Source organism: Pseudomonas sp. IPO3749, from assembly GCF_013386605.1.
GTDB lineage: Bacteria > Pseudomonadota > Gammaproteobacteria > Pseudomonadales > Pseudomonadaceae > Aquipseudomonas > Aquipseudomonas azotoformans_A.
Genome location: NZ_JACARN010000048.1, coordinates 1 through 23,546, shown reverse-complemented (window position 1 = coordinate 23,546; position 23,546 = coordinate 1). Strand labels below are relative to the sequence as shown.

Genomic DNA, 23,546 nt, shown 5'->3' with positions numbered 1-23,546 from the left:
AGGCTGGCGCGCAGGCTGCCGGCGTTGAAGATCGGGATATTGATCTGCGGGGCGAACGACCAGGTGCCCGAGCCGCCCTTGAACAAGCCGCCCAGGTTCGGGCTCGCGGTGCCGGCGCTGGCGGTCAGGGTGATGCTCGGGAAGAACGCAGCACGGGCTGCGCCGATGTTGGCGTTGGCGGCCTTGAGGTTGTACTCGGCCTGGACGATATCGGGGCGACGTTGCAGCAGGTCGGACGGCAAGCCGGCCGGCACTTCGCTGAGCAGGTCATCCGACAGCGGCTTGCTGGCGATATTCGCCGGCAGGCCGGTGCCCAGCAGCAGGGTCAGGCTGTTTTCGTCCTGGGCCACCTGGCGGGTATAACGCGCCAGGGCGACCCGGGCGTTTTCCACCGAGGTGCGCGACTGGCTCAGGTCGAGGGCCGAGGCCACGCCGACTTCGTTGCTGCGCGAGGTCAATCGGTAGCTTTCTTCGAAAGCACCCAAGGTGTCCTTGGTCAGCTTGAGCAGTTCCTTGTCGGCCTGCCAGGTCAGGTAGGCATTGGCCACACTGGCCACCAGGCTGATCTGGGTACTGCGCCGTGCTTCTTCAGTGGCGAAGTACTTTTGCAGGGCTTCTTCGCTCAGGCTGCGTACGCGACCGAACAGGTCCAGCTCATAGGAGCTGATCCCGAGACCGGCCGAGTATTGGCTGCTGATGGTCGATTCGCCGGTCTGCGACAGGCGGGCCGGGGTACGCGAACGGCTGCCGCTGCCCGTGGCCGATACGGCCGGGAACAGGTCGGCGCGCTGGATCTGGTACTGCGCGGCATAGGCGTCGATGTTCAGGGCCGCGACACGCAGGTCGCGGTTGTTCACCAGCGCGGTCTGGATCAGCTGTTGCAGGGCAGGGTCATGGAAAAACTGCTTCCAGCCCTGCTCGGCAGCGGCCTGGTTCGGCGCCTGGGCCGACGAATACGCCGGCCCCTGCGGGAACTGTGCGGCCACCGGCGCTTCGGGGCGCTGATAATCAGGTATCAGCGAGCAGCCACTGAGCACGAATGCCGTGACCGCTAGGGAAAGTAGCGACTTGCTCATTGGCCAGCCTCTTTAGGGGTTTCAGTTGTGTCAGTCTTTTTACGTTCGCCAGCGGCGGATACGGTTGCGAAGAACAACGGCACCCAGAAGATCGCCAGCACAGTGGCCGTGATCATACCGCCAATTACACCGGTACCGATGGCGTGCTGGCTACCTGAGCCTGCGCCCGAGGAAATCGCCAGCGGCAGTACGCCGAGGATGAACGCCATGGAGGTCATGATGATCGGGCGCAGACGCATGCGAGACGCCTCGATGGCCGCCTCGACGATGCCTTTGCCCTGTTCGTGGAGTTCTTTGGCGAACTCCACGATCAGGATGGCGTTCTTCGCCGCCAGACCCACCGTCACCAACAAGCCCACCTGGAAGAACACGTCGTTGGACAGTCCGCGCATGCTGGTGGCGATCAACGCACCCACCACACCCAGCGGCACCACGAGTACCACCGCAATCGGGATCGACCAGCTTTCGTACAGGGCCGCGAGGCACAGGAACACCACCAGCAGCGACAGGGCGTACAGCGCAGGCGCCTGGGAGCCGGACAAGCGTTCTTCGTACGACAGGCCCGTCCAGGCATAGCCCACGCCCGCCGGCAATTGCTTGGCGATACGCTCGACTTCGGCCATGGCATCACCGGTACTGTAGCCCGGTGCCGGGGTACCGAGGATTTCCATCGCCGCTACACCGTTGTACCGCGAGAGCTTCGGCGAACCGTAGATCCACTTGCCCGAGGAAATGGCCGACATCGGTACCATCTTCCCGGAGTCACTGCGCACGTACCATTTGTCCAGGTCTTCCGGCGACATCCGGCCAGCGGCTTCGCCTTGCACGTACACCTTCTTCACCCGACCACGGTCGATGAAGTCGTTGACGTAGCTGCCACCCAGGGCAATCGCCAGGGTCTGGTTGATGCTCGACAAGGTGATGCCCTGGGCGCTGGCCTTCTCGTCGTCGACGGTGAGCTCGTACTGCGGCTCATCGTTCACGCCGTTAGGACGCACACCCGCCAGGATCTTGCTTTGTGCGGCGGCACCGAGGAACTGGTTGCGCGCTTCCATCAGTTTTTCGTGGCCGACACCGCCCTGGTCTTGCAGGAATACGTCGAAACCGGTGGCGTTACCCAACTCCAGCACCGAAGGCGGCACGATGGCAAATACCATGGCGTCCTTGAAGGCGCCGAAGAAGTAACCCTGGGCCCGCTTGGCCACTTCGAATACCGACATGGACGAATCGCGTTCATCCCATGGCTTGAGCATCACGAACGCCAGGCCAGAACTCTGGCCACGACCGGCGAAGTTGAAGCCGTTGACGGTAAACACCGATTTCACGGCCTTGCCTTCGCCCGGCTCGCCTTCCTTGTCGTTGAGCAGGAAGGCACGCATGTCGTCGATGACTTTTTGCGTACGCTCAGCCGAAGAACCGACCGGGGTTTGCACCTGGGCAAAGATCACGCCCTGGTCTTCTTCCGGCAGGAACGCGCTCGGGATGCGGGTGAACAGCCAGATCATGCCGACGAAGATGATCAGGTACACGAAGAATGCCGGAAACTTGTGCTTGATCATGTTGCCCACGCCGCGCTCGTAGCTCAGTACGCCACGGTCGAAGGTGCGGTTGAACCAGCCGAAGAAACCACGCTTGGGTTGGCCGTGTTTCTCAGGGTCGATCGGCTTGAGCATGGTGGCGCACAAGGCCGGGGTGAAGATCAGGGCAACCAGTACCGACAACGCCATGGCCGAAACGATGGTGATGGAGAACTGTTTGTAGATCACACCGGTGGAGCCACCGAAGAACGCCATCGGCAACAGTACCGCCGACAGTACCAGGGCAATACCGACCAGGGCGCCCTGGATCTGGCCCATGGATTTCACCGTCGCTTCTTTAGGCGACAGGTGTTCCTCGGCCATCACCCGCTCGACGTTTTCTACCACCACGATGGCATCGTCCACCAGCAAGCCGATGGCCAGGATCATGCCGAACATGGTCAGGGTGTTGATGGTGAAGCCGAACGCGGCCAGGATCCCGAAGGTACCCAGCAATACCACCGGCACCGTCATGGTGGTGATGATGGTGGCGCGGAAGTTCTGCAGGAACAGGAACATCACCAGGAACACCAGCACGATCGCTTCGACCAGGGTGTGCACCACACCGGAGATCGATTCGGTCACCACCGGCGTGGTGTCATACGGCACCACTGCCTTCATGCCTGGCGGGAAGAACGGTTCAAGTGACGCCACGGTGGCGCGGATGGCCTTGGCGGTGTCCAGGGCGTTGGCGCCCGATGCGAGCTTGATCGCCATACCGGAGGCTGGCTTGCCGTTGAACTGCGCACTGATGCTGTAGTTCTGGCCGCCCAGTTCGATACGTGCGATGTCACGCAGGCGAACCTGCGAGCCGTCGGCGTTCACCTTCATCAGGATCTTGCCGAACTGCTCGGCAGTCTGCAGACGGGTCTTGCCGATGATGGTCGCGTTCAGCTGGGTGCCGGGCAGGGCAGGCAGGCCGCCCAATTGGCCGGTGGCCACCTGGACGTTCTGGGCCGCGATGGCGGTGCTGACGTCGACCGGGGTCAACTGGTAGTTGTTCAGCTTGGCCGGGTCGAGCCAGATCCGCATGGCGTATTGCGAACCGAACACCTGGAAGTCACCCACACCCGCGGTACGCGAGATCGGGTCCTGGATGTTGGACACGATGTAGTTGGACAGGTCGTCCTTGGTCATGCTGCCGTCTTCCGACACCAGACCGATCACCATCAGGAAGTTCTTCACCGACTTGGTCACGCGGATACCCTGTTGCTGCACTTCTTGCGGCAGCAATGGGGTCGCCAGGTTCAGCTTGTTCTGCACCTGAACCTGGGCGATGTCCGGGTTGGTACCCTGGTTGAACGTCGCGGTGATGGTCATGCTGCCGTCGGAGTTACTGTCCGAGGCGACATAACGCAGGTTGTCGATACCGTTGAGCTGTTGCTCGATGACCTGCACCACGGTGTCCTGCACGGTTTGTGCGGACGCGCCTGGGTAGGTCACCTGGATGTCGATGGCGGTGGGCGCGATGGCCGGGTATTGGTTGATGGGCAACTTCAGGATCGACAGTGCCCCGACCAGCATGATCACCAGGGCAATTACCCAGGCGAAAATGGGACGGTCGATAAAAAATTTCGACATGGGTTACTCCCCCTGGCCAGCAGCGGCAGCAGGAGCTGGAGCAGAACCGGCAGGCTTGGCGTTGTCGGCGTCCTTGACCTTGACTTCGATGCCCGGCTTGATGAATTGCAGGCCTTCGGTGATCACACGGTCACCGGCGTTCAGGCCTTTTTCCACCAGCCAGTAGGCGCCGGCAGTGCGGTTGGCCACCAGTTGACGCTGTTCTACCTTGTTGTCCTTGTTCACCACCATGGCAGTCGGGATACCTTTGATATCGCGGGTCACGCCTTGTTGTGGTGCCAGGATGGCTTTGCTGTTCACGCCAGCTTGTAACTGGGCGTGTACGAACATGCCCGGCAGCAGGGTGTGGTCAGGGTTGGGGAACACGGCGCGCAGGGTCACGGAACCGGTGGTCTGGTCAACCGACACTTCGGAGAATTCCAGTTTGCCGTCCTGGCCATAGGCGCTACCGTCTTCCAGGGTCAGCTTGACCTTGGCGGCGTTGGCGCCTGCCTTTTCCAGCTGGCCGCTTTCCAGATCGCGGCGCAGTTTCAGCATTTCAGCCGAAGACTGCGTGACGTCGACGTAGATTGGGTCCAGTTGCTGGATTACGGCCATGGCATCGGTCTGACCATTGCTGACCAGCGCGCCTTCGGTCACCGAAGAACGACCGATACGCCCGGAAATCGGTGCGAATACTTTGGTGTAGCGCACGTTGATCTGGGCCGTTTGAACGTTTGCTTCCGCAGTCATGCGGTTGGCGACGGCGGTGTCGTATTCCTGGCGGCTGACGGCTTGTTCATCGACCAACTGCTTGTAGCGGTCGGAGATGGACTTGGTCTGGGTCAGGCTGGCTTGTGCGCTTTTCAGGGTGGCGTCATACACCGACGGGTCGATCTGGTAGAGCTGTTGCCCTTCCTTCACGTCGGCGCCTTCCTTGAACAGCCGCTTGAGAATGATGCCGTTGACCTGTGGGCGAACTTCCGCGATGCGGTAGGCGGTGGTGCGGCCTGGCAGCTCGGATGTCAGGGTATAGGCTTGCGGTTGAATGGTGACCACGCCGACCTGAGGGGTTTGAGCGGGCGGAGCCGCTTCTTCCTTTTTACATCCGCTGAGCAGCGATGCCAGGGCGACGGCAGTGACCAGAGCGGTAACAGCTGGCTTAAGTTGCATGAAGATCCTCGGGTCAGGCGCGCAGGGTGCGCACAAGAAGTGTGGAAGGGTAAAAAACAAACACTGAGTAGATAAGTAGCTTGCTACGCAATATACTTACGTTCATGGTTGTTTGTAAACTCTTGACAGGCTGCGCGGAATGTTGACAAAGCAACGCCCAAAGCCTCGATTTCATTACGTTCGGCACCCATGACGGTGTCGTCCCACAAATATTCGGATGATCGTTACCGACGGTTAATTCTGCGTTAACGATAGTCTCAAGTGCCCTGATTGAGGTTGTACTGCCATGGTTCGTCGCACCAAAGAGGAAGCTCAGGAAACGCGCAGCCAGATTCTTCAAGCCGCCGAGCAAGCCTTCTATGAGCGCGGCGTCGCGCGGACCACGCTGGCGGACATCGCCGCGCTGGCCGGTGTGACGCGGGGTGCCATCTATTGGCATTTCAGTAACAAATCCGATTTGCTGCAGGCGCTGCTCGACACGCTGCATGAGCCGCTGGACGAGTTGGCCAGGGCGAGTGAAAGCGAGGATGAACTCGACCCGCTGGGCTGTATGCGCAAGCTGCTGATTCATTTGTTTCATCAAGTGGCCCTGGACCCGAAAACCCGGCGCATCAACGAGATCTTGTTCCATAAGTGCGAATTCACCGATGAAATGTGCGACATGCGTCGCCAGCGTCAGACCCACAGCCTGGAATGCAACCTGCGTATCGGCCTGACCTTGCGTAACGCGGTCCATCGCGGGCAACTGCCGGAAAACCTCGATACCACCCGTGGCGCGGTGTGCATCCACGCCTACATCAACGGGCTGATCGGCCAGTGGCTGCTGGTTCCCGACAGCTTCCAACTGCATCAGGACGCCGAGCGCTGGGTGGATGCCGGGTTGGACATGCTGCGCTGGAGCCCCAGCCTGCGCAATTAAGACAAAATGCGTAATTGCATCAGGTTGTGTCAACAGTAAAGCCCAAGGACAGTCAATCGTCCTTCCGTCTGATCGGTGGGGTGACTTTATATACGGGCTGGCGGGCAGTTGATAGGTAGCCGCCTAAGTATTTTGTAGCGATTTTGTTGCAGGGCTGTGAAGGAATGTTTCCTGGCCTCCATGAAAAAGCCCCGGTTCCTGCGAACCGGGGCTTTTTCGTTTCAGCTTGTTACGTCAGATCGCCAGTGTCGGGTAGTCGATGTAACCCACCGGGCCCTTGCTGTAGAAAGTATCCGGGCGTGCTTCGTTCAACGGTGCGTCGGCTTTCAAGCGAGCCGGCAGGTCCGGGTTGGCAATGAACGGCACACCCCAGGCCACGGCATCGGCTTTGCCTTCGGCCAGCCAGGCGTTGGCGCTGTCCTTGGTGAAGCGTTCGTTGGCGATGTACACGCCGCCGAAGGCTTTCTTCAGCTGTGGGCCGAGGCTGTCGCCGGCTTCTTTCTCACGGGAGCAGATGAAGGCGATACCACGCTTGCCCAGTTCGCTGGCGACGTAGGTGAAGGTTTCCGCCAGGTTGTCGTCGCCCATGTCGTGAGAGTCGGCGCGTGGTGCCAGGTGCACCCCCACACGGCCAGCGCCCCAGACTTCGATGGCTGCGTCAGTCACTTCCAGCAGCAGGCGTGCACGGTTCTCCAGGGAGCCGCCGTACTGGTCAGTGCGTTTATTGGTGCTGCTCTGCAGGAACTGGTCAAGCAGGTAGCCATTGGCACCGTGGATTTCCACGCCGTCGAAACCGGCGGCCTTGGCGTTCTCGGCACCGGTGCGGTAGGCGTCGACGATGTCAGCGATTTCAGCGGTTTCCAGGGCGCGTGGCGTCGGGTAGTCGGCCAGTGGGCGCACCAGGCTGACGTGGCCTTTAGGCTGGATGGCGCTTGGGGCCACCGGGCTTTCGCCGTTGAGGTACGACTCATGGGAAATACGCCCCACGTGCCACAGTTGCAGGAAGATCTTGCCGCCTGCGCCATGAATGGCCTTGGTGACATTGGCCCAGCCGCGCACCTGGTCGTTGGACCAGATGCCCGGTGTGTCCGGGTAGCCCACGCCCAGCGGCGTCACGGAGGTGGCTTCGCTGAGGATCAGCCCGGCGGAGGCGCGTTGTACGTAGTACTCGGCCATCAGCGCGTTGGGCACGCGACCGGCGTCGGCACGGCAGCGGGTCAGCGGCGCCATGATGATGCGGTTCGACAGTTCCAGGTCGCCCAGTTTGATCGGATCGAAAATAGTCGTCATGGGGAAAGCACCTTTGTCTTTGAAGTGGATCAGTTAGTCGCAGGGGCCAGGTCGGCATCGCCGCTCTGACGGAAAGTAATCAGGGTCACCAACAGCGCGAGGATCGCCAGGGCCGCTGCGGCCAAGGGCACGCTGGTCAAGCCGAAACCGTGGGCAATCACACTGCCGCCGACCCAGGCGCCGAGGGCGTTGCCGATGTTGAAAGCACCAATGTTCAGGGTGGACACCAGGTTCGGCGCGGCCTTGCCGAAGGTCACCACGTTGATCTGCAACGCAGGCACGGCGGCGAACGATGCGGTGGCCCACAGGAACAGGGTGATTTCGGTCGGGATCACGGCGACGCTGGTCCAGGTCAGTGCGGTGGAGACCACTGCCATGCTGATGAACACGCCGATCAGGGTGGCCGCCAGGCGTTTGTCGGCCAGCTTGCCGCCGATGATGTTGCCCACGGTGAGGCCCAGGCCGATCAACAGCAGGGTCCAGGTCACGCCTTTGGGCGACACGCCGGTGACATCGCCCAGCAACGGTGCGACGTAGGTGAAGAGGGTGAACATGGACGCGGCAAACAGCGCGGTCATGCTCAGCGACAGCCAGATGCCAGCCCCCTTGAGGGCGGCCAGTTCGGCGCGCATGTCGAGTTTCTCTTCATCGCGCTTGGCCGGCAGGAAGCGGATCAGGCCGATCAACGCCACCACCCCAATCACCGTCACCGCCCAAAAGGTCGAACGCCAGCCGGCTTCCTGGCCGAGAGCCGTGCCCAATGGCACACCCAGCACATTAGCCAGGGTCAGGCCGGTGAACATCAAGGCCACGGCCGAAGCCCGCTTGTTGGCCGGCACCAGGTTGGCGGCTACGACTGAACCAATCCCAAAGAATGCTCCGTGGCACAGCGCGGTGACGACACGGGCAAACATCAGCACGTTGTAGTCACTGGCCAGGGCGCAGAGCAGGTTGCCGATAATGAAGATACCCATCAACGCTACCAGTGCCGCCTTGCGTGGCAGCTTGGCGGTGGCCAGTGCCATGAACGGCGCACCGATGGCCACGCCCAGGGCGTAGCCGGTTACCAGCCAGCCAGCGCCAGGAATCGACACACCCAAGTCCGCCGCCACATCGGGCAACAAGCCCATGATGACGAACTCGGTGGTGCCGATGGCGAAGGCGCTGAGGGCCAGTATGAGTAGCGAGAGGGGCATTGGCGTTTCCTTGTTACAGCGCGGCGCTGTCGTGCGCGCTGAGTTCGGTGGTGAGCGCCGCGAGGAAGGCCTGGATGGTGTCCTCGTTGCGTTTGAAAAAGTGCCACTGGCCGGCTTTCTGACTGCTGATCAACCCGGCGCGTTGCAGGGTGGCCAGGTGGGCTGACACGGTCGACTGGGACAAGCCGCAGCGCTGGTCGATCTGCCCGGCACAGATGCCGTATTCGTGGTTGTGCAGTTGTTCGGGGAATTGCACTTTCGGGTCTTTCAGCCAGGTGAGGATGTCTCGTCGTACTGGGTGCGCCAGGGCTTTTATTATTTCGTCGAGGTCGATGGACATGGCAGGTGCTCGGTGTCTTGCAGCGTTATATCGCGATGAGGCGAACTTTATATCGGTCTATCCCGATAGACCAATATGATTTTGGTCTGAGCCTAGGCTCATTCGGTATATCGGGTTATAACGATACGTTGAGGGCAGTGGTAGACTGCACGCCATGAATTATCTCGCACATCTGCACCTGGGCGGCCAACTTCCTGCGCAACTGCTGGGCAGCCTCTATGGCGACTTCGTCAAAGGCCGCCTGCAGGGCCAGTTCAGCCCGCAAATCGAAGCGGCTATCCAGTTGCATCGCTCGATTGACCGCTTTACCGACAGCCACCCGCTGGTGGGGGAGGCGTTGTCACGCTTCAGCCTGACCCGCAGGCGTTATGCCGGGATCGTCCTCGATGTGTTTTTCGACCACTGCCTGGCGCGGGACTGGACGTTGTATGCCGACCAACCGCTGGAGAGTTTCACGTCGCAGGTGTACCGCGTGCTGGCGGCCGAGCCGCAGTTGCCGGGGCGGCTGGCGCAGATTGCGCCGTACATGGCGGCGGATGATTGGTTGGGCTCGTACCGCGAATTTGCGGTGATGGAGCAGGTGTTGCGCGGGATCTCCCGGCGCCTGACACAGCCCGAGGAACTGGGCCATGCCATGCAGGAGCTGCGGATGTTGTACGAACCTTTGAGTGAAGATTTCCGGCGGTTCTACCCCCAATTGCAGGCATTCGCCGCCGAACATCGTTAAGCGGCGACCAACTCTCCAGCGCGACGCGGTTCGGCCGGCTGCACCACTTCACCAAACAACGCCTTCTGCACCGACTGCTGCGCCTGATACGCCAGCGCCGCACGTTCTTGCCCGGCGCAGGCTATCGGCTTGAGCACATGGATTTCCACATCACCCTGGTCGTTGGCAAACAAGCGCATCAGGTGCGACAGCAAATCATCATCGCCAATAAAGGGTGCCAGCGGGTCAACTTGGCCGTCACGCAGATAACGGATCGCCACCGGTTGCAGGGATACATCGGCATCGATCGCGCTGGCCAGCAAACGCCCGTGAAAGGTGCGCAGGCTGCGTCCGTCGGTGGTGGTGCCTTCCGGGAACATCAACAGCGGGTGCTGTTGCTCCAAGTGGCGCGTCATCTGCTTGCGGATCAACTGGCTGTCGCCCGAACCGCGGCGGATAAACAAGCTGCCAGCCTTGGCCGCCAACCAGCCTGCCACCGGCCAGGTGCGCACTTCGGCCTTGGACAGGAAGGACATCGGCGCCACGGCACCCAGCAGCGGAATATCGGTCCAGGACACGTGATTGCTCACCCACAGCATCGGCTGCGTTGGCAATTCGCCGTGCACCGTCACGCGAAAGGGCAGGGCGTTGGTCAGTCGCGCCATGAAAAACCGCGACCAACGCTGGCGCCGCACCATCGAATTGGCGATACCCAAACGCTCGAACAGCCCAAACACACTGGCCATGCTCAAGCCCAACGCCACCACCACCAGCACGCGGGCAATGCGCCCGTAAACCCGCAGGCGGCTCATCACATTGCAGCCTTGAAGTGGCGCGCGTAACGCGGGCACAACTCATCGCGCTTGAGCAGGATGAACACGTCGGCCACCTGGAAGTCTTCATCCCAGCACGGCTCGCCGCAGATCTTCGCACCCAGGCGCATGTAAGCCTTGAGCAACGGCGGCATTTCGGCGATCACGTTTGACGGCAGGTCCAGCGCCGGCAGCGGTTTTTTCGGTTCGGCGCGCAGGTGTTCGTTGCACAGGTAGCGTTCGCGCAGGCGCTGCATGATCGCGTGGGCCTGGATGCCGCCGTCGTGCATCGGGATGCTCGCGCAACCCATCAGGTAGCTGTAGCCGCCCTGGTTGAGCACTTCGGCCAACTCGCCCCACAACACAGCGATGGTGCCGCCGTTGCGGTAAGCCGGGTCGACGCAGGTGCGGCCGATTTCCAGGATCGGGCCTTGCAGATGGAGCAAGCCATGCAGGCTGAATTCTTCTTCACTGTAGAACCGACCCAGGGTGCTGGCCGCCTGGTGGTCCAGCAAACGGGTGGTTGCCACCAGTCGACCGCTGTTCAAGTCCCGCACGCCGATGTGGCTGCAGTGAACATCATAGTCATCCATGTCCAGGCCCAATTCCGCGCCTTTCAGCTTGGCGTTGAACTCGCCGCTGAACACGTTGAACCGCAGGGCCTGGGCTTCCTGCAACGCCTGTGCGCCAACCAGGCGTTCGGCTTGCAGACGGCGTTCATTGCCGGTGTCGCTGATGCGGGCGATCTGAGTCATGGCGAGTCTCCGAGTGCCGGCCACGATTTCGGCCGGTCGACTTTGTTGTCCAAACTCAGGCTATGGAGGCCCGGTGTCATCTCCATGAAGTTATGGTGACGCTTGGATGACAGCCCTCTGTGTCGCAAATCTGTCATCAGCCTCGGCTAGGCTCGCGGGCTTGAATGCCCCCCTTGAGTCTGCGTCCATGGTCAGAGGCCTGTTGTGTGTTGCCCTGCTGTTCGTCACCGTTGCCGCTCACGCTGAAACCTGGCCCGATAAAGACTGGGCCAAGGGCACACCGCTCTCGGGTCCCGCTGTTGATGCCCTGGAGGCCTACGCTTTCCCTGCACGGGACGAGGCTACCCGCCAAGGCATTCGCACCGATGCGTTGCTGGTGATCCGCGATGGCGAGGTCATCTACGAACGCTACGCCGCACCCACCACCGCCAGCACCCCACATCTCACCTGGTCCGTCAGCAAAAGCCTGATGGCAACCGTTTTGGGCGTGGCCTACGGCGAAAACCGCTTCAAACTGACCGACCCCGCCGCGCGTTTTTATCCGCCGATGAAACAGCACCCGACCGTGACCATGGCCGACCTGCTGCACTGGGCCTCCGGCCTCGACTGGCAGGAAGACTACGAATACGCGCCGTTGAAATCCTCGGTGGTGGCGATGCTCTACACCCGTGGCCGTGGCGACATGGCCGACTTTGCCGCCGACACCGAGACCTCCGTGGCACCGGGCCAGGTGTTCCGTTACTCCAGCGGCGACACCAACATCCTGTCCGCCACCCTCAAAGGGATGCTCGGGCACAAGGCTTATATGAGTTACCCGTGGGATGCGCTGTTCAAGCCCTTGGGCATTCGCAATGCCACCTGGGAAACCGACGCCGATGAAACCTTCGTCGCGTCCTCTTATGCCTACCTCACGGCTCGTGACCTGGCGCGTGTCGGTTTGTTGATGGCGCGGGACGGTCGTTGGGGCGATCAACAACTGCTGCCCAAAGACTGGATTGCCTTCAATCGACAGCCCTTCGACAAGTACAAAGCCGGTCAGGACGAAGCCGTCCCCGGTGGTCATTGGTGGCTCAATAAAGGCGCGTCAAGACCCTGGCCCGACGCCCCCGCCGACACCTTCGCCGCCCTCGGTCACTGGGGCCAGGCGCTGTACGTGATGCCTGACGAACACCTGGTCATCGTGCGCTACGGCGATGATCGCGACGGCAGCTACCGCCATAACGAACTGCTCAAGCGCGTGCTCGCGGCGGTGCAACCATGATCCGCCGTCGGCCGTTTACCAGTGTGTTTCTGCTGTTATTGCTCGCCTTGCTGGGCTGGCTCTGGCACGAACGCGTCAACCTGCAAGCCTTCCCCGACATCATCGCGGCCTACACTGCCAAGGAGTACTGCTCGTGCCGGTATGTGGCGAACAACCCGGCGGAGTATTGCCGGGGGTACGTGAAGCAGTACGTGCCGACGAGTGCGTTCAGGGATAACCCGGAGCGCAGTGAGGTGACGGCGAGTGGATTGGGGAGGACGCATGTGGCGCGGTGGTTGGGGGAGCGGCAGGGGTGTCGCCTATTACCCTGAGGTTCCACAGGGTGGAACCACCTTTGATTGTCCTCTTGCCCACATCGCGGTTAGCTGGCGATGTGCAGCAAACAAGAACGGGAACACCCGCCTGTGAGGAGAATCACCATGCGCCCACACCAGCACATCCTGGATTGGCTCAGCGACGTTGCCGGCGATTTGCACGCCGTGCGCCAAGACATCCACGCCCATCCTGAACTCGGCTTTGAAGAAAACCGCACCAGCGCGCTCGTCGCCGAATCCTTGAAAGGCTGGGGCTATGAGGTGCACACCGGCATCGGCAAGACCGGCGTGGTGGGCGTGCTGCGCAATGGCAGCAGCCCGCGCACCCTGGGCATTCGTGCCGACATGGATGCGTTACCCATCATCGAAAACACCGGCGCGTCCTACACCAGCCAGCACGCCGGCTGCATGCACGCCTGCGGGCATGACGGCCACACCACCATGCTGCTTGGCGCCGCGCGCTATCTGGCGGCGACGCGGCAGTTCGACGGCACCTTGAACCTGATTTTCCAACCCGCCGAAGAAGGCCAGGGCGGCGCCGAAGCCATGCTGGCCGACGGTTTGCTGGAGCGTTTTCCCTGCGATGGCTTGTTTGGCATGCACAACATGCCGGGGCTGCCGGCGGGGCATCTGGGCTTGCGCGTCGGGCCGATGATGGCCTCGCAGGACTTGCTCACCGTGACCCTCGAAGGCGTTGGCGGCCACGGCTCCATGCCACATCTGACGGTGGACCCGCTGGTGGCGGCGGCGAGCATGGTCATGGCGTTGCAGACGGTGGTGGCGCGCAATATCGACACCCAGGAAGCCGCCGTGGTCACGGTCGGCGCGCTGCAAGCTGGCCAGGCGGCCAATGTGATTCCCCAGGAGGCGCTGTTGCGTTTGAGCCTGCGCGCGCTCAATCCCAAGGTGCGTGAGCAGATGCTGGAGCGGGTGTTCGCGATCATCCACACCCAGGCCGCCAGTTTTGGCTGCACGGTGCAGATCGAACACCGCCCGGCCTATCCGGTGTTGGTCAATCACGCCGAAGAAACCGAATTCGCCCGCCAGGTCGGCGTCGCCTTGCTCGGCGCCGATGCGGTGGACGGCAACACCCGCACGCTGATGGGCAGCGAAGACTTCGCCTGGATGCTGCAACGCTGCCCCGGCAGCTACCTGTTCATCGGCAACGGCGTGTCGCGGCCGATGGTGCATAACCCCGCCTATGACTTCAACGACGACATCCTGCTGACTGGCGCCGCCTATTGGGGCGCGCTGGCCGAGAGCTGGCTCAAGCCTGCCTGACGACCTTCTTTTTCTGCCGCTGGACCCTTTCCCTCGATCGGTTGAATGGAGTGTTCCTCATGCAGACTGCAAAACCAGGTGTGTCCCGCACCCGCCAAGTGGTGGCGGCCGTGATCGGCAATGCGCTGGAATGGTATGACTTCATCGTTTACGGCTTTTTGGCGAGCATCATTGCCCGGCAGTTTTTTCCTTCGGATGACGAGTACGCCTCGCTGCTGATGGCCTTGGCCACTTTCGGCGTGGGCTTTTTCATGCGCCCGGTGGGGGGCATTCTGCTGGGGATCTATTCCGACCGCAAAGGCCGCAAGGCAGCGATGCAGTTGATTATCCGGCTGATGACCGTGTCCATCGCGTTGATCGCGTTCGCGCCCAATTACGCCGCCATCGGTATGGGCGCGCCGTTGTTGATCGTGGTAGCGCGCATGCTTCAAGGGTTTGCCACCGGCGGTGAATACGCGAGCGCCACAGCGTTTCTGGTGGAAAGCGCGCCGGCCCATCGCAAGGGCTTATATGGCTCCTGGCAATTGGTGGGGCAGTGCCTGGCGGTGTTCGGCGGCGCGGCGATGGTGGCGGCGGTTACGCATTTCTTTTCGCCGCAAACCCTCGACCTGTGGGGCTGGCGTCTGCCGTTTGTGTTCGGTTTGCTGATTGGTCCGGTGGGCCTCTGGATTCGTCGACACATGGAAGATCCAGAGGAGTTCATCGAGGCACGCAAACAGGCGACCGGCCCGGCGCCGAGCCTGATGCAGGTGGTGCGCGAGCATCGGCGCAGCATCCTCGTGTCCATGGGCCTGGCCTGTGGCGCGACGGTGTCGTTCTATGTGGTGCTGGTGAACATGCCGACCTTCGCCCATAAAAGCCTTGGTCTGCCGCTGGACCAGGTGTTGATGGTGCAGATGTTTGCGGTGGCACTGATGACTGTAGTGATCCCACTGTCAGGGCTGCTATCGGATCGCCTGGGGCGGCGGCCGGTGTTGATGGCATTCACCCTCGCGTTCTTCATCATGGTTTATCCGTTGTATGTGTGGGTCGCCGCCGCTCCTTCTATCGAGCGATTGCTGGTGATGCAGGTGATGCTGTGCACCGCCATCGGCGGCTTTTTCGGGCCGGCACCGACGGCATTGGCTGAGCAGTTTCCCATCGAAGTTCGCTCGACCGGTGTATCGGTCGCCTATAACGTGGCGGTCATGGTGTTCGGCGGTTTCGCGCCGTTGATTGTCACTTGGCTGACCCAAGTGCTGGGCACGCCCGTCGCGCCATCTTTCTATGTATTGTTCGCTTGCGTGCTGACGCTGCTGGGCACTTACTGCATGCATGAGGCGCCGCGGGCCAAGCAAGCGCAGCCGTTTTCCAAAGAGGTGAAGCCTTGAGTATTGTTGATTGGGATGCCACGGAACTGTCGCGGGCGATCCATGCGCGGCAGGTGTCGTGCGAAGAGGTGATGCAGGCGTACCTGGCGCAGATCCAGCGCTTCAATCCGACGGTGAATGCGCTGGTGTCGCTGCGCGATGCCGATGACGTGTTGGCCGAGGCGCGGGAACGTGATCGCGAGTTGGATCAAGGCCAGTCACGCGGCTGGATGCACGGCATGCCCCAGGCGATCAAGGATCTCGCGGCGACCCAAGGCTTGCGCACCACCCTGGGTTCGCCGCTGTTCGCCGAGCACGTGCCCAGCGAAGACGCCATCAGCGTGGCGCGCGTGCGGGCCAGTGGCGCGATCATCATCGGCAAGACCAACGTGCCGGAGTTCGGCCTGGGTTCGCAGACCTACAACACGCTGTTCGGCACCACCGGCAATGCCTACGACCCCAGCCTCGTCGCGGGCGGCAGCAGCGGCGGGGCGGCGGTGGCCCTGGCACTGCGCATGCTGCCGGTGGCTGACGGCAGCGACATGATGGGCTCGCTGCGCAACCCTGCGGCGTTCAATAACGTGTTTGGCTTGCGCCCGTCCCAAGGCCGAGTGCCTTACGGACCGACACCGGAACTGTTCGTGCAGCAACTGGGTACCGAGGGCCCGATGGGCCGCAGCGTCACGGATGTGGCGCGGTTGTTGAGTATCCAGGCGGGTTACGACCCACGGGTGCCGTTGTCTTCCAAGGAGGATCCGGCAGTGTTCGGCCAGCCCCTGCAGCGTGATTTCAAGGGCGCACGCCTGGGCTGGCTGGGGGATTACAACGGCTATCTGCCGATGGACGACGGCGTGCTGAGCCTGTGCGAATCGGCCCTTGGCGATTTCACTGCGTTGGGCTGCACGGTGGAAAGCTGCCAGCCGGACTTTTCCATGGCGCGGCTGTGGCGCAGCTGGTTGGTGCATCGCCACTGGCTGGTGCACGGCAACCTCGGCGCGGCCTACGCCAACCCGCAGAAACGCGCACTGCTCAAGCCCGAAGCGCAATGGGAAGTGGAGGGCGGCCTGGGTTTGACAGCCCAGCAGGTGTACCAGGCATCGCTGGATCGCAGCGAGTGGTATCGCGCCCTCGCCAAGCTGTTCGAACATTACGATTTCCTGCTGTTGCCGACCGCCCAAGTGTTCCCTTTCGATGCACAACAGCCCTGGCCACGCCTCGTTGGCGGGCGCGAGATGGACACCTATCACCGCTGGATGGAAGGGGTCATCGGCCCGACCCTGGCCGGGCTGCCGAGCATGAGCGTGCCGGTGGGCTTCAACCCCCAGGGCCTGCCCATGGGCGTGCAGATCATCGGCCCGGCCCAGGCGGATCGCGCGGTGCTGCAATTGGCCTATGCTCATGAGCAACTGACGCAATGGGTGCAGCGTCGGCCGCCGACGTGCCTGGCGTCGACGGATTGATCCGCGACGGGGCCTGTATCTTGCTGTGAACAATGATCATCCATCGGCAACAGGGAGATCGAACATGGAGACAGGCACCGTACGCTCGGTCGAGCGCGCACTGGCAATCGTCGAGTTGCTGGGCGAGCACCAGGCCCTGGGGCTGGAGGAGTTGCACTACCTCACACGTCTGCCCAAGGCCACGGTGTCGCGCATGTTGCTGACGTTGCAGGAACAGGGCTGGGTCTATCGTGGCCTGAGTGATCGCCGTTACCGCCTGCGCGCCCAACGCCTGTTTGGCGACACCCAGCAACGCTTCAAACGCCAGGTGGTGGAAAGCGCGGCGCCGTGGCTGCTGGAACTCAGCGAGCGCACCGGGCTGGTGGTGGATTTGTCCTGTTTTGATGGCGAGCGCCTGGAAGTCATGGAAAGCGCGATCCCCAGCGTGTTGCGCAAGCTGTACCCCAACAATTGCCAGATCGTCGGCCAGCACGCCAGCCTGTTTCATTCGGCGATGGGCAAGGCCTGCCTGACCCAATTGCCGGCCGAAGAGGTGCAACGGTTGGCGGGTCGCGACCATGTGGCGGCGGACGAGCAATACCAGGCCTGCGAGCAAACCCAGCACCAGGGCTTCGGCCAGCGCACCGAGGGGTATTGGGAGTATCCGGTGCGCCTGCCGTTTCTGATTCGCGCCGTGGCCTTGCCGGTGCGCGCCAACGGTCGCCTGGTTGGGAGCATGGCGCTGCATTGGCCGATGCATCAGGCGCCGGTGGAGCGGGTGTTGAATTTGCACATGGCCAGCCTGGAAGAGACGGTGCGCGAAGTGCAGCGCGCATTGGCGTAACCCTCGCGATCCGGTTAAGGTTCGTTCAGGTTTTTCGCCCCACGAGTCTTCAATGTTCAACGCTTCTGTGATCAAACCCCTGGCCTTGGCCCTGTTGGCCGCCGCCGCTGTGCCTGCCCATGCCGACTGGTACCTGGATAACGAGTCTTCGCGTCTGTCCTTCGTCACCACCAAGAACACCGAAATCGCCGAAGTGCAGCGCTTCCTGGTGCTGCACGGCAAGGTCGACAGCAAGGGCGCGGCGCAACTGGAGGTGGAGCTGGAGTCCGTCAACAGCGGCATCCCGCTGCGTGACGAGCGCATGCGCAATCAATTGTTCGAGATCAAGACCTTTCCCGATGCGTTGATCAACGCGCAGATCAACCTGCAACCGATCAACGACCTGGCCCCCGGTGCGCAACTGGAATTGCGCCTGCCGTTGTCCGTGACCTTGCACGGCAAGACCCAAACCTACAACGCCGAGCTGTTGGCCACGCGCTTGGACGACCGACGCTTCCAGGTAGTGACTCTGGAACCACTGGTGATGCATGCCGAGGACTTTGACCTGGCGCCGGGTGTGGCGGCGTTGCGCAAAGCGGCGGGGCTCAAGTCGATCAGTCTGTCGGTGCCGGTGGGTGCGGTGCTGATCTTCACGGCGCGCTGACATGAGCGGCGCGGTGTTCCCCTGGCGCAGCGCCAACCGTTTCGAATTGCTGATCGACGGGCCGAATTTCTTCCCGCAGATGCTGGTGGACATTGCTCGCGCCGAGCGGCAAGTCGAGTTGGAGTTGTACCTGGTGGAAGCCGGCGCCTGTGCCGAAGCCATGGTGCAAGCGCTGGTCCTCGCCGCCGAACGCGGCGTGCAGGTGCGCTGCCTGTTCGATGATTACGGCAGCCTGGCGTTTACTCTCGGGCTGCGCAAACGCCTGACTGACGCTGGTGTGCAACTGCGTTTCTACAATCGCCTGAGCTGGCGCCGCTGGATGCGTAACCTGTACCGCGACCATCGCAAACTGTTGTTAATCGACCAGAATGTCGCCTTCGTCGGCGGCACCGGCGTGACCGATGAATTCTGGACGCCGGGCAATGACAGCGCCGACTGGCATGAAGTGATGGTGCAGATCAGCGGCCCGTTGGTGCAGGACTGGCAAGCATTGTTCGACCGTCAATGGCACGCCAACAACGCGCGCCGCGCCTGGAAACCCGCCACCCATTTTGGCTTGCCACGCTTGCCCAGGATGCCGGCCACCGGGCCGGGGCTAGGCCGTGTCGCCTACGCCGACGCCCGCCAACACCGGGATATCCTGCAATCGCTGATCCGTGCGTTGAACAGCGGCAAACAGCGGATCTGGTTGGCGACCCCGTATTTTCTGCCCACTTGGGGCGTACGCCGTGCGTTACGTCGGGCGGCGGGGCGCGGCGTTGATGTGCGTTTGCTGCTCACAGGCCCGCGCACCGATCACCCGTCCGTGCGTTATGCCGGCCACCGTTATTACCCGCGCTTGCTGCGTTCGGGCGTGCAGATCTTTGAATACCAACCGTGTTTCCTGCACCTGAAAATGGTGCTGGTGGATGACTGGGTCAGCGTGGGCTCGTGCAATTTCGACCACTGGAACCTGCGCTTCAACCTGGACGCCAACCTGGAGGCGTTGGACCCTGAATTGACGCGGGCGGTGGCGGGCAGTTTCGAGCGGGATTTCGCGCAGAGCCTGGCAGTGAGCCTGGAGGCGTGGAAGTCGCGGCCGTTGTGGCGGCGGGTAAAGCAGCGGGTGTGGGGGTGGATTGATCGGTTGGTGGTGAATTTGCTGGATAGACGCGGCTAGCTTAAACACTGACCGCGTCTACAGCTTTAAATCAGAGCAATTCGAACGTCTGCTGCTGCACATCCTGGGAATCCAACCCGATCTGCACATTGAACTCGCCCGGCTCTGCCGCGAACTTCAGTTGGGTGTTGTAGAACTTCAAGTCTTCCTCGGTGATGGTGAAGTGCAACGTGCGCTCTTCGCCAGCCTTGAGCATGACCTTCTGGAAGTTTTTCAGCTCCTTGATCGGGCGGATCATTGAGCCGGCCACATCCTGGATATACAACTGCACCACGGTTTCGCCGTCCACCTTGCCGGTGTTGGTCACGGTGACACTGGCGTCGAGCTTGCCGGTCTTGTTCAGGGTGGTGGACGACAACGCCATGTCCGACAGGCTGAACGTGGTGTAGCTCAAGCCGTAGCCGAACGGGAACAGCGGACCCGTGGTGTCATCGAAGTACTGCGAGGTGTAGTTGCCCGGCTTGCCTGGGGTGAACGGCCGGCCGATGGTCAGGTGGTTGTAGTAGGTCGGAATCTGCCCCACCGAGCGTGGGAAGGTGATCGGCAATTTGCCCGACGGGTTGTAGTCACCGAACAGTACGTCGGCAATCGCGTTGCCGCCTTCGGTGCCGGCGAACCATGTTTCGAGGATCGCGTCGGCCTGTTGGTTCTCTTCGAGAATCGACAGGGGGCGGCCGTTCATCAGCACCAGCACCAGCGGCTTGCCGGTGGCCTTCAGGGCCTTGATCAGGTCGCGCTGGCTTTGTGGGATGTTGAGGTCGGTGCGGCTGGAGGATTCGTGGGACATGCCACGGGACTCGCCCACGGCAGCGACGACCACATCGGCATCCTTGGCGGCTTTGACGGCCTCGTCGATCATCACCTGGGCTGGGCGGGTGTCATCCACCACTTCCGGTGCATCGAAGTTGAGGAAGTTCAGGTAGTCGACCACGGCCTTGTCGTTGGTGATGTTGGCGCCACGGGCGTAGATGATCTTGCCTTTTTCGCCGATCACCGCGTTCAAGCCGTCGAGCAGGGTCACCGATTGCTCCGGTTTACCGGCGGCAGCCCAACTGCCCATCATGTCGATCGGCGCCTTGGCCAGCGGGCCGACCAGGGCGATGGTCGCGGATTTCTTCAGCGGCAGCGTGTTGTTCTGGTTTTTCAGCAGCACCAGGCTGCGGCGGGCGATGTCGCGGGCTTCGGCGCGGTGCAGGCGGCTTTCGGCGTAGGTGTCGGCCGGGTCATCCTCGGCCTTGCCGATGCGCAGGTACGGGTCTTTGAACAAGCCCATGTCGTACTTGGCGCCGAGCACTTCGCGCACGGCGTTGTCGATGTCGCTCTGTTGTATCTCGCCGGACTTGAGCAGGCCGGGCAATTCCTTGCCGTACAGCGAGTCGTTCATGCTCATGTCGATGCCGGCCTTGATCGCCAGCTTGGCGGCTTCACGCCCGTCCTTGGCCACGCCGTGCTTGATCAGCTCGAAGATCGCGCCGTGGTCGCTCACGGCCAGGCCCTTGAAGCCCCAGTCCTTGCGCAGCAGGTCGTTCATCAGCCAGGTGTTGGCGGTGGCGGGCACGCCGTTGATCGAGTTCAGTGCCACCATCACACCGCCGGAACCGGCCTTGATCGCTGCGTGGTACGGCGGCAGGTAGTCCTGGTACATCTTGACCGGGCTCATGTCGACCACGTTGTAGTCGCGGCCGCCTTCCACCGCGCCATACAGGGCGAAGTGCTTGACGCTGGCCATGATGCTGTCGGCATTCGCGGCGCTGACGCCCTGGAACGCCTTGACCATCACTTCGGCGATGCGTGAAACCAGGTAAGTGTCTTCACCGAAGCCTTCGGAGGTGCGGCCCCAGCGTGGGTCGCGGGAGATGTCGACCATCGGCGCGAAGGTGATGTCGAGGCTGTCGGCGGCGGCTTCCTGGGCGGCGATGCGCCCGGAGCGGCCGATGGCGTCCATGTCCCAGCTGGAGGCCAGGGCCAGGCTGATCGGGAAAATCGTGCGGTGGCCGTGGATCACGTCGTAGGCGAAGAACATCGGGATCTTCAGGCGGCTGCGCATGGCCGCGTCCTGCATCGGACGGTTTTCCGGACGGGTGATGGAGTTGAAGGTGCCGCCGATGCGGCCGGCGGCGATTTCCTTGCGGATCAGCTCGCGGGGCATTTCGGGGCCGATGCTGATCAGGCGCAATTGGCCGATCTTTTCATCCAGGGTCATCTGCTTGAGCAGGTCGCTGACAAAGGCGTCCTTGTCTTTAAGCGCAGCAGGCTTTGTTTCTGCCCATACGGGGTGACTGGCCAGAGTGGCAACAAGGCCTAGCAAACACAGCTTCTTCATGAATATCCTTTTTCGGCTCACTAAACAGCGATAACGCTGATCGGCCAAAATGTGGGGAGCGTCTATTGTTGTTCGGGTGTTGTTCAGATAAATGCAGCACACTCTGAACTCTTTTTCGCGCTGGGCATCTTTGTAGCTGATTGGCTCGATGCAATCCAGTGGTGGCGGATTATGCCCCAAGCGCGCGGTGTATAGGGTCAGTCGTAACATTCCATCAAGATTGGGCAGGAGAAACACCATGCAAGCAGCACAGGGTTACCGCTGGGGCTTGAAAGCCGCAGCTTTGCTATTGATCAGCACGGTGCTGAGCGGTTGCGGCATCAACAACATTCCCACACTGGACGAACAGGCCAAGGCCGCCTGGGGCCAGGTGCAGAACCAATACCAACGCCGCGCCGACCTGATCCCCAACCTGGTGGAAGTGGTCAAGGGCTACGCCGCCCATGAGCAAGATACCCTCACCGCCGTGATTGAAGCGCGGGCCAAGGCCACCTCGATCCAGGTGGATGCGAGCACCCTCGACAACCCGGAAAAACTCAAGCAGTTCCAGCAGGCCCAAGATGGCTTGAGCGGCGCACTCAGCCGCTTGATGGTGGTGTCCGAGCGCTACCCGGACCTGAAGGCCAACCAGAACTTCCTGGCCCTGCAATCCCAGCTTGAAGGCACTGAGAACCGTATCGCCGTGGCTCGCCGCGACTTTATCCAGGCGGTGCAGGCCTACAACACTGAGATCCGCACTTTCCCTGGCCGTCTGTGGCACAGCGTGATGTACAGCGACTTGCCGATCCGCGCCACGTTTGAAGCCACCAGTGCCGATGCCGATAAAGCGCCGCAAGTGAAGTTCAAATAAGGCTGCACTGAGGTGTCGATGCGTTTATTACGGATAGGCCTGGCGTTGTGGCTGTTGGCCTGCGTCGGTGCGGCCCAGGCAGCGCTGACCTTCCCGGCGCTGACCGGGCGGGTGGTGGACAACGCCCAGATGATCGACCCGGCCACGCGCCAGCAACTGACCCAGCAGTTGCAGGCGCTGGAGCAGACGTCCGGCGACCAGATCGTGGTGGTCACGGTGCCTGACCTGCAGGGCGTGCCCATTGAGGACTTCGGTTATCAATTGGGCCGCGAGTGGGGTATCGGCCAGAAGGGCAAGGACAACGGCGCGCTGTTGATCGTCGCCCGCGATGAGCGCAAATTGCGCATCGAAGTCGGCTATGGCCTGGAAGGTGTGCTCACTGATGCGCAGTCGTGGGTGATCATCAACCAGGTGATTGCGCCGGCGTTCAAGGCGGGCAACTACAGCAAAGGCATCAGCGACGGCGTGGCCGCGATGGTGCAGGTGGTGGGCGGCGAACCGCTGGCCGTGCCGGCGCATGTGGCGGATGCCAACTTTGCCAAGGATAATCCCGGGTTTTCCATCGGCTTGTTTATCCTGCTGATCGGCGTGTTGTGGCTGTGCAATCGCATGGGGCTGCCGGTGGGCGCTATTTTGCTGGCGATTCTCAGCAGCAGCGGCCGTGGCGGCGGTGGCGGGG

At 62.0% G+C, this 23,546-nt stretch carries 21 protein-coding genes; 12 read left to right on the top strand and 9 right to left on the bottom strand.

Features of this window, described 5'->3' with window-relative positions:
- The 3 genes from HX812_RS19785 to HX812_RS19775 form a co-directional block, all read right to left on the bottom strand.
- Positions 1-1,076: efflux transporter outer membrane subunit (locus HX812_RS19785; RefSeq protein WP_178949122.1), on the bottom strand; the 1,076-nt coding region annotated here is incomplete at its 3' end.
- Positions 1,073-4,234 carry an efflux RND transporter permease subunit gene (locus HX812_RS19780; RefSeq protein ID WP_038849800.1) on the bottom strand — a complete coding sequence of 1,054 codons (3,162 nt, stop codon included), beginning with the start codon at positions 4,232-4,234 and terminating at the stop codon, positions 1,073-1,075. The genes HX812_RS19785 and HX812_RS19780, both read right to left, overlap by 4 nt.
- Positions 4,235-4,237: 3 nt before the next feature.
- Positions 4,238-5,386 carry an efflux RND transporter periplasmic adaptor subunit gene (locus HX812_RS19775; RefSeq protein ID WP_038849802.1) on the bottom strand — a complete coding sequence of 383 codons (1,149 nt, stop codon included), beginning with the start codon at positions 5,384-5,386 and terminating at the stop codon, positions 4,238-4,240.
- A gap of 286 nt (positions 5,387-5,672) precedes the next feature.
- Between HX812_RS19775 and HX812_RS19770 the strand changes: the two genes are divergently transcribed.
- A complete protein-coding gene (locus HX812_RS19770; protein WP_033902716.1) occupies positions 5,673-6,305 on the top strand; it encodes a TetR family transcriptional regulator in 633 nt (210 codons plus the stop codon).
- Positions 6,306-6,539: 234 nt separating this feature from the next.
- On the opposite strand, the gene HX812_RS19765 is transcribed toward HX812_RS19770, so the two are convergent.
- Genes HX812_RS19765 through HX812_RS19755 form a run of 3 tightly spaced genes read right to left on the bottom strand, consistent with a single transcriptional unit; the run spans position 6,540 to position 9,131 of the window.
- The gene (locus HX812_RS19765; RefSeq protein WP_038849805.1) at positions 6,540-7,595 is read right to left on the bottom strand and encodes an alkene reductase; all 1,056 of its coding nucleotides are present in this window, start codon (positions 7,593-7,595) and stop codon (positions 6,540-6,542) included.
- 29 nt (positions 7,596-7,624) lie between these two features.
- A complete protein-coding gene (locus HX812_RS19760) occupies positions 7,625-8,791 on the bottom strand; it encodes an MFS transporter (RefSeq protein WP_038849807.1) in 1,167 nt (388 codons plus the stop codon).
- A gap of 13 nt (positions 8,792-8,804) precedes the next feature.
- On the bottom strand, positions 8,805-9,131 hold the full coding sequence (locus HX812_RS19755) for a helix-turn-helix transcriptional regulator (protein WP_016975101.1): 327 nt from the start codon (positions 9,129-9,131) through the stop codon (positions 8,805-8,807).
- 154 nt (positions 9,132-9,285) lie between these two features.
- On the opposite strand from HX812_RS19755, the gene HX812_RS19750 reads away from it, so the two are divergent.
- The gene (locus HX812_RS19750) at positions 9,286-9,858 is read left to right on the top strand and encodes an ACP phosphodiesterase (RefSeq protein WP_038849811.1); all 573 of its coding nucleotides are present in this window, start codon (positions 9,286-9,288) and stop codon (positions 9,856-9,858) included.
- On the opposite strand, the gene HX812_RS19745 is transcribed toward HX812_RS19750, so the two are convergent.
- Complete coding sequence (locus HX812_RS19745) at positions 9,855-10,649, bottom strand: 1-acyl-sn-glycerol-3-phosphate acyltransferase (RefSeq protein WP_038849813.1); 795 nt, start codon at positions 10,647-10,649, stop codon at positions 9,855-9,857. The two genes, HX812_RS19750 and HX812_RS19745, sit on opposite strands and share 4 nt — an antisense overlap.
- Entirely contained in the window at positions 10,649-11,404 is a 756-nt protein-coding gene (gene olsB, locus HX812_RS19740) for an L-ornithine N(alpha)-acyltransferase (RefSeq protein ID WP_003172415.1), read from the bottom strand. The genes HX812_RS19745 and olsB overlap by 1 nt, the downstream gene beginning before the upstream one ends.
- A gap of 187 nt (positions 11,405-11,591) precedes the next feature.
- On the opposite strand from olsB, the gene HX812_RS19735 reads away from it, so the two are divergent.
- The 8 genes from HX812_RS19735 (at position 11,592) to HX812_RS19700 (ending at position 19,694) form a co-directional block, all read left to right on the top strand.
- Complete coding sequence (locus tag HX812_RS19735) at positions 11,592-12,665, top strand: serine hydrolase (protein ID WP_038849815.1); 1,074 nt, start codon at positions 11,592-11,594, stop codon at positions 12,663-12,665.
- Positions 12,662-12,976 (top strand): hypothetical protein, encoded by a 315-nt coding sequence (locus tag HX812_RS19730; protein ID WP_038849817.1) that lies wholly within the window; start codon positions 12,662-12,664, stop codon positions 12,974-12,976. The genes HX812_RS19735 and HX812_RS19730 overlap by 4 nt, the downstream gene beginning before the upstream one ends.
- A 108-nt stretch (positions 12,977-13,084) precedes the next feature.
- Positions 13,085-14,260: a M20 aminoacylase family protein gene (locus HX812_RS19725; protein ID WP_038849819.1), complete on the top strand. Its 1,176-nt coding sequence runs from the start codon at positions 13,085-13,087 to the stop codon at positions 14,258-14,260.
- A gap of 59 nt (positions 14,261-14,319) precedes the next feature.
- A complete protein-coding gene (locus HX812_RS19720; protein ID WP_038849821.1) occupies positions 14,320-15,630 on the top strand; it encodes a citrate-proton symporter in 1,311 nt (436 codons plus the stop codon).
- Positions 15,627-17,069, top strand: coding sequence for an amidase (locus HX812_RS19715; RefSeq protein ID WP_038849824.1), 1,443 nt, complete (start codon positions 15,627-15,629; stop codon positions 17,067-17,069). The genes HX812_RS19720 and HX812_RS19715 overlap by 4 nt, the downstream gene beginning before the upstream one ends.
- Positions 17,070-17,133: 64 nt before the next feature.
- Positions 17,134-17,892 carry an IclR family transcriptional regulator gene (locus tag HX812_RS19710; RefSeq protein ID WP_038849826.1) on the top strand — a complete coding sequence of 253 codons (759 nt, stop codon included), beginning with the start codon at positions 17,134-17,136 and terminating at the stop codon, positions 17,890-17,892.
- Between the two features lie 52 nt (positions 17,893-17,944).
- Complete coding sequence (locus HX812_RS19705) at positions 17,945-18,535, top strand: YceI family protein (protein WP_038849828.1); 591 nt, start codon at positions 17,945-17,947, stop codon at positions 18,533-18,535.
- A 1-nt stretch (position 18,536) separates the two neighbouring features.
- On the top strand, positions 18,537-19,694 hold the full coding sequence (locus HX812_RS19700; RefSeq protein WP_038849831.1) for a phosphatidylserine/phosphatidylglycerophosphate/cardiolipin synthase family protein: 1,158 nt from the start codon (positions 18,537-18,539) through the stop codon (positions 19,692-19,694).
- A 31-nt stretch (positions 19,695-19,725) separates the two neighbouring features.
- Here the strand turns inward: HX812_RS19700 and bglX are convergent, their stop codons facing one another.
- Positions 19,726-22,017: a beta-glucosidase BglX gene (bglX, locus tag HX812_RS19695; protein WP_177128133.1), complete on the bottom strand. Its 2,292-nt coding sequence runs from the start codon at positions 22,015-22,017 to the stop codon at positions 19,726-19,728.
- 238 nt (positions 22,018-22,255) lie between these two features.
- Between bglX and HX812_RS19690 the strand changes: the two genes are divergently transcribed.
- Complete coding sequence (locus tag HX812_RS19690; protein ID WP_010212287.1) at positions 22,256-22,867, top strand: LemA family protein; 612 nt, start codon at positions 22,256-22,258, stop codon at positions 22,865-22,867.
- 18 nt (positions 22,868-22,885) lie between these two features.
- Positions 22,886-23,546 (top strand): YgcG family protein (locus HX812_RS19685; RefSeq protein WP_178949121.1); only part of this gene is annotated, 661 nt, incomplete at its 3' end.

Excerpts from the sequence above, each read along its gene's own strand:
- HX812_RS19735 (WP_038849815.1), top strand. The coding sequence starts at position 11,592 with ATGGTCAGAGGCCTGTTGTGTGTTGCCCTGCTGTTCGTCACCGTTGCC.
- HX812_RS19730 (WP_038849817.1), top strand. The coding sequence starts at position 12,662 with ATGATCCGCCGTCGGCCGTTTACCAGTGTGTTTCTGCTGTTATTGCTC.
- HX812_RS19690 (WP_010212287.1), top strand. The coding sequence starts at position 22,256 with ATGCAAGCAGCACAGGGTTACCGCTGGGGCTTGAAAGCCGCAGCTTTG.
- HX812_RS19705 (WP_038849828.1), top strand. The coding sequence starts at position 17,945 with ATGTTCAACGCTTCTGTGATCAAACCCCTGGCCTTGGCCCTGTTGGCC.
- HX812_RS19725 (WP_038849819.1), top strand. The coding sequence starts at position 13,085 with ATGCGCCCACACCAGCACATCCTGGATTGGCTCAGCGACGTTGCCGGC.
- HX812_RS19700 (WP_038849831.1), top strand. The coding sequence starts at position 18,537 with ATGAGCGGCGCGGTGTTCCCCTGGCGCAGCGCCAACCGTTTCGAATTG.
- HX812_RS19710 (WP_038849826.1), top strand. The coding sequence starts at position 17,134 with ATGGAGACAGGCACCGTACGCTCGGTCGAGCGCGCACTGGCAATCGTC.
- HX812_RS19745 (WP_038849813.1), bottom strand. The coding sequence starts at position 10,649 with ATGAGCCGCCTGCGGGTTTACGGGCGCATTGCCCGCGTGCTGGTGGTG.
- HX812_RS19780 (WP_038849800.1), bottom strand. The coding sequence starts at position 4,234 with ATGTCGAAATTTTTTATCGACCGTCCCATTTTCGCCTGGGTAATTGCC.
- HX812_RS19760 (WP_038849807.1), bottom strand. The coding sequence starts at position 8,791 with ATGCCCCTCTCGCTACTCATACTGGCCCTCAGCGCCTTCGCCATCGGC.
- HX812_RS19770 (WP_033902716.1), top strand. The coding sequence starts at position 5,673 with ATGGTTCGTCGCACCAAAGAGGAAGCTCAGGAAACGCGCAGCCAGATT.
- olsB (WP_003172415.1), bottom strand. The coding sequence starts at position 11,404 with ATGACTCAGATCGCCCGCATCAGCGACACCGGCAATGAACGCCGTCTG.
- HX812_RS19765 (WP_038849805.1), bottom strand. The coding sequence starts at position 7,595 with ATGACGACTATTTTCGATCCGATCAAACTGGGCGACCTGGAACTGTCG.
- HX812_RS19775 (WP_038849802.1), bottom strand. The coding sequence starts at position 5,386 with ATGCAACTTAAGCCAGCTGTTACCGCTCTGGTCACTGCCGTCGCCCTG.
- bglX (WP_177128133.1), bottom strand. The coding sequence starts at position 22,017 with ATGAAGAAGCTGTGTTTGCTAGGCCTTGTTGCCACTCTGGCCAGTCAC.
- HX812_RS19720 (WP_038849821.1), top strand. The coding sequence starts at position 14,320 with ATGCAGACTGCAAAACCAGGTGTGTCCCGCACCCGCCAAGTGGTGGCG.
- HX812_RS19755 (WP_016975101.1), bottom strand. The coding sequence starts at position 9,131 with ATGTCCATCGACCTCGACGAAATAATAAAAGCCCTGGCGCACCCAGTA.
- HX812_RS19750 (WP_038849811.1), top strand. The coding sequence starts at position 9,286 with ATGAATTATCTCGCACATCTGCACCTGGGCGGCCAACTTCCTGCGCAA.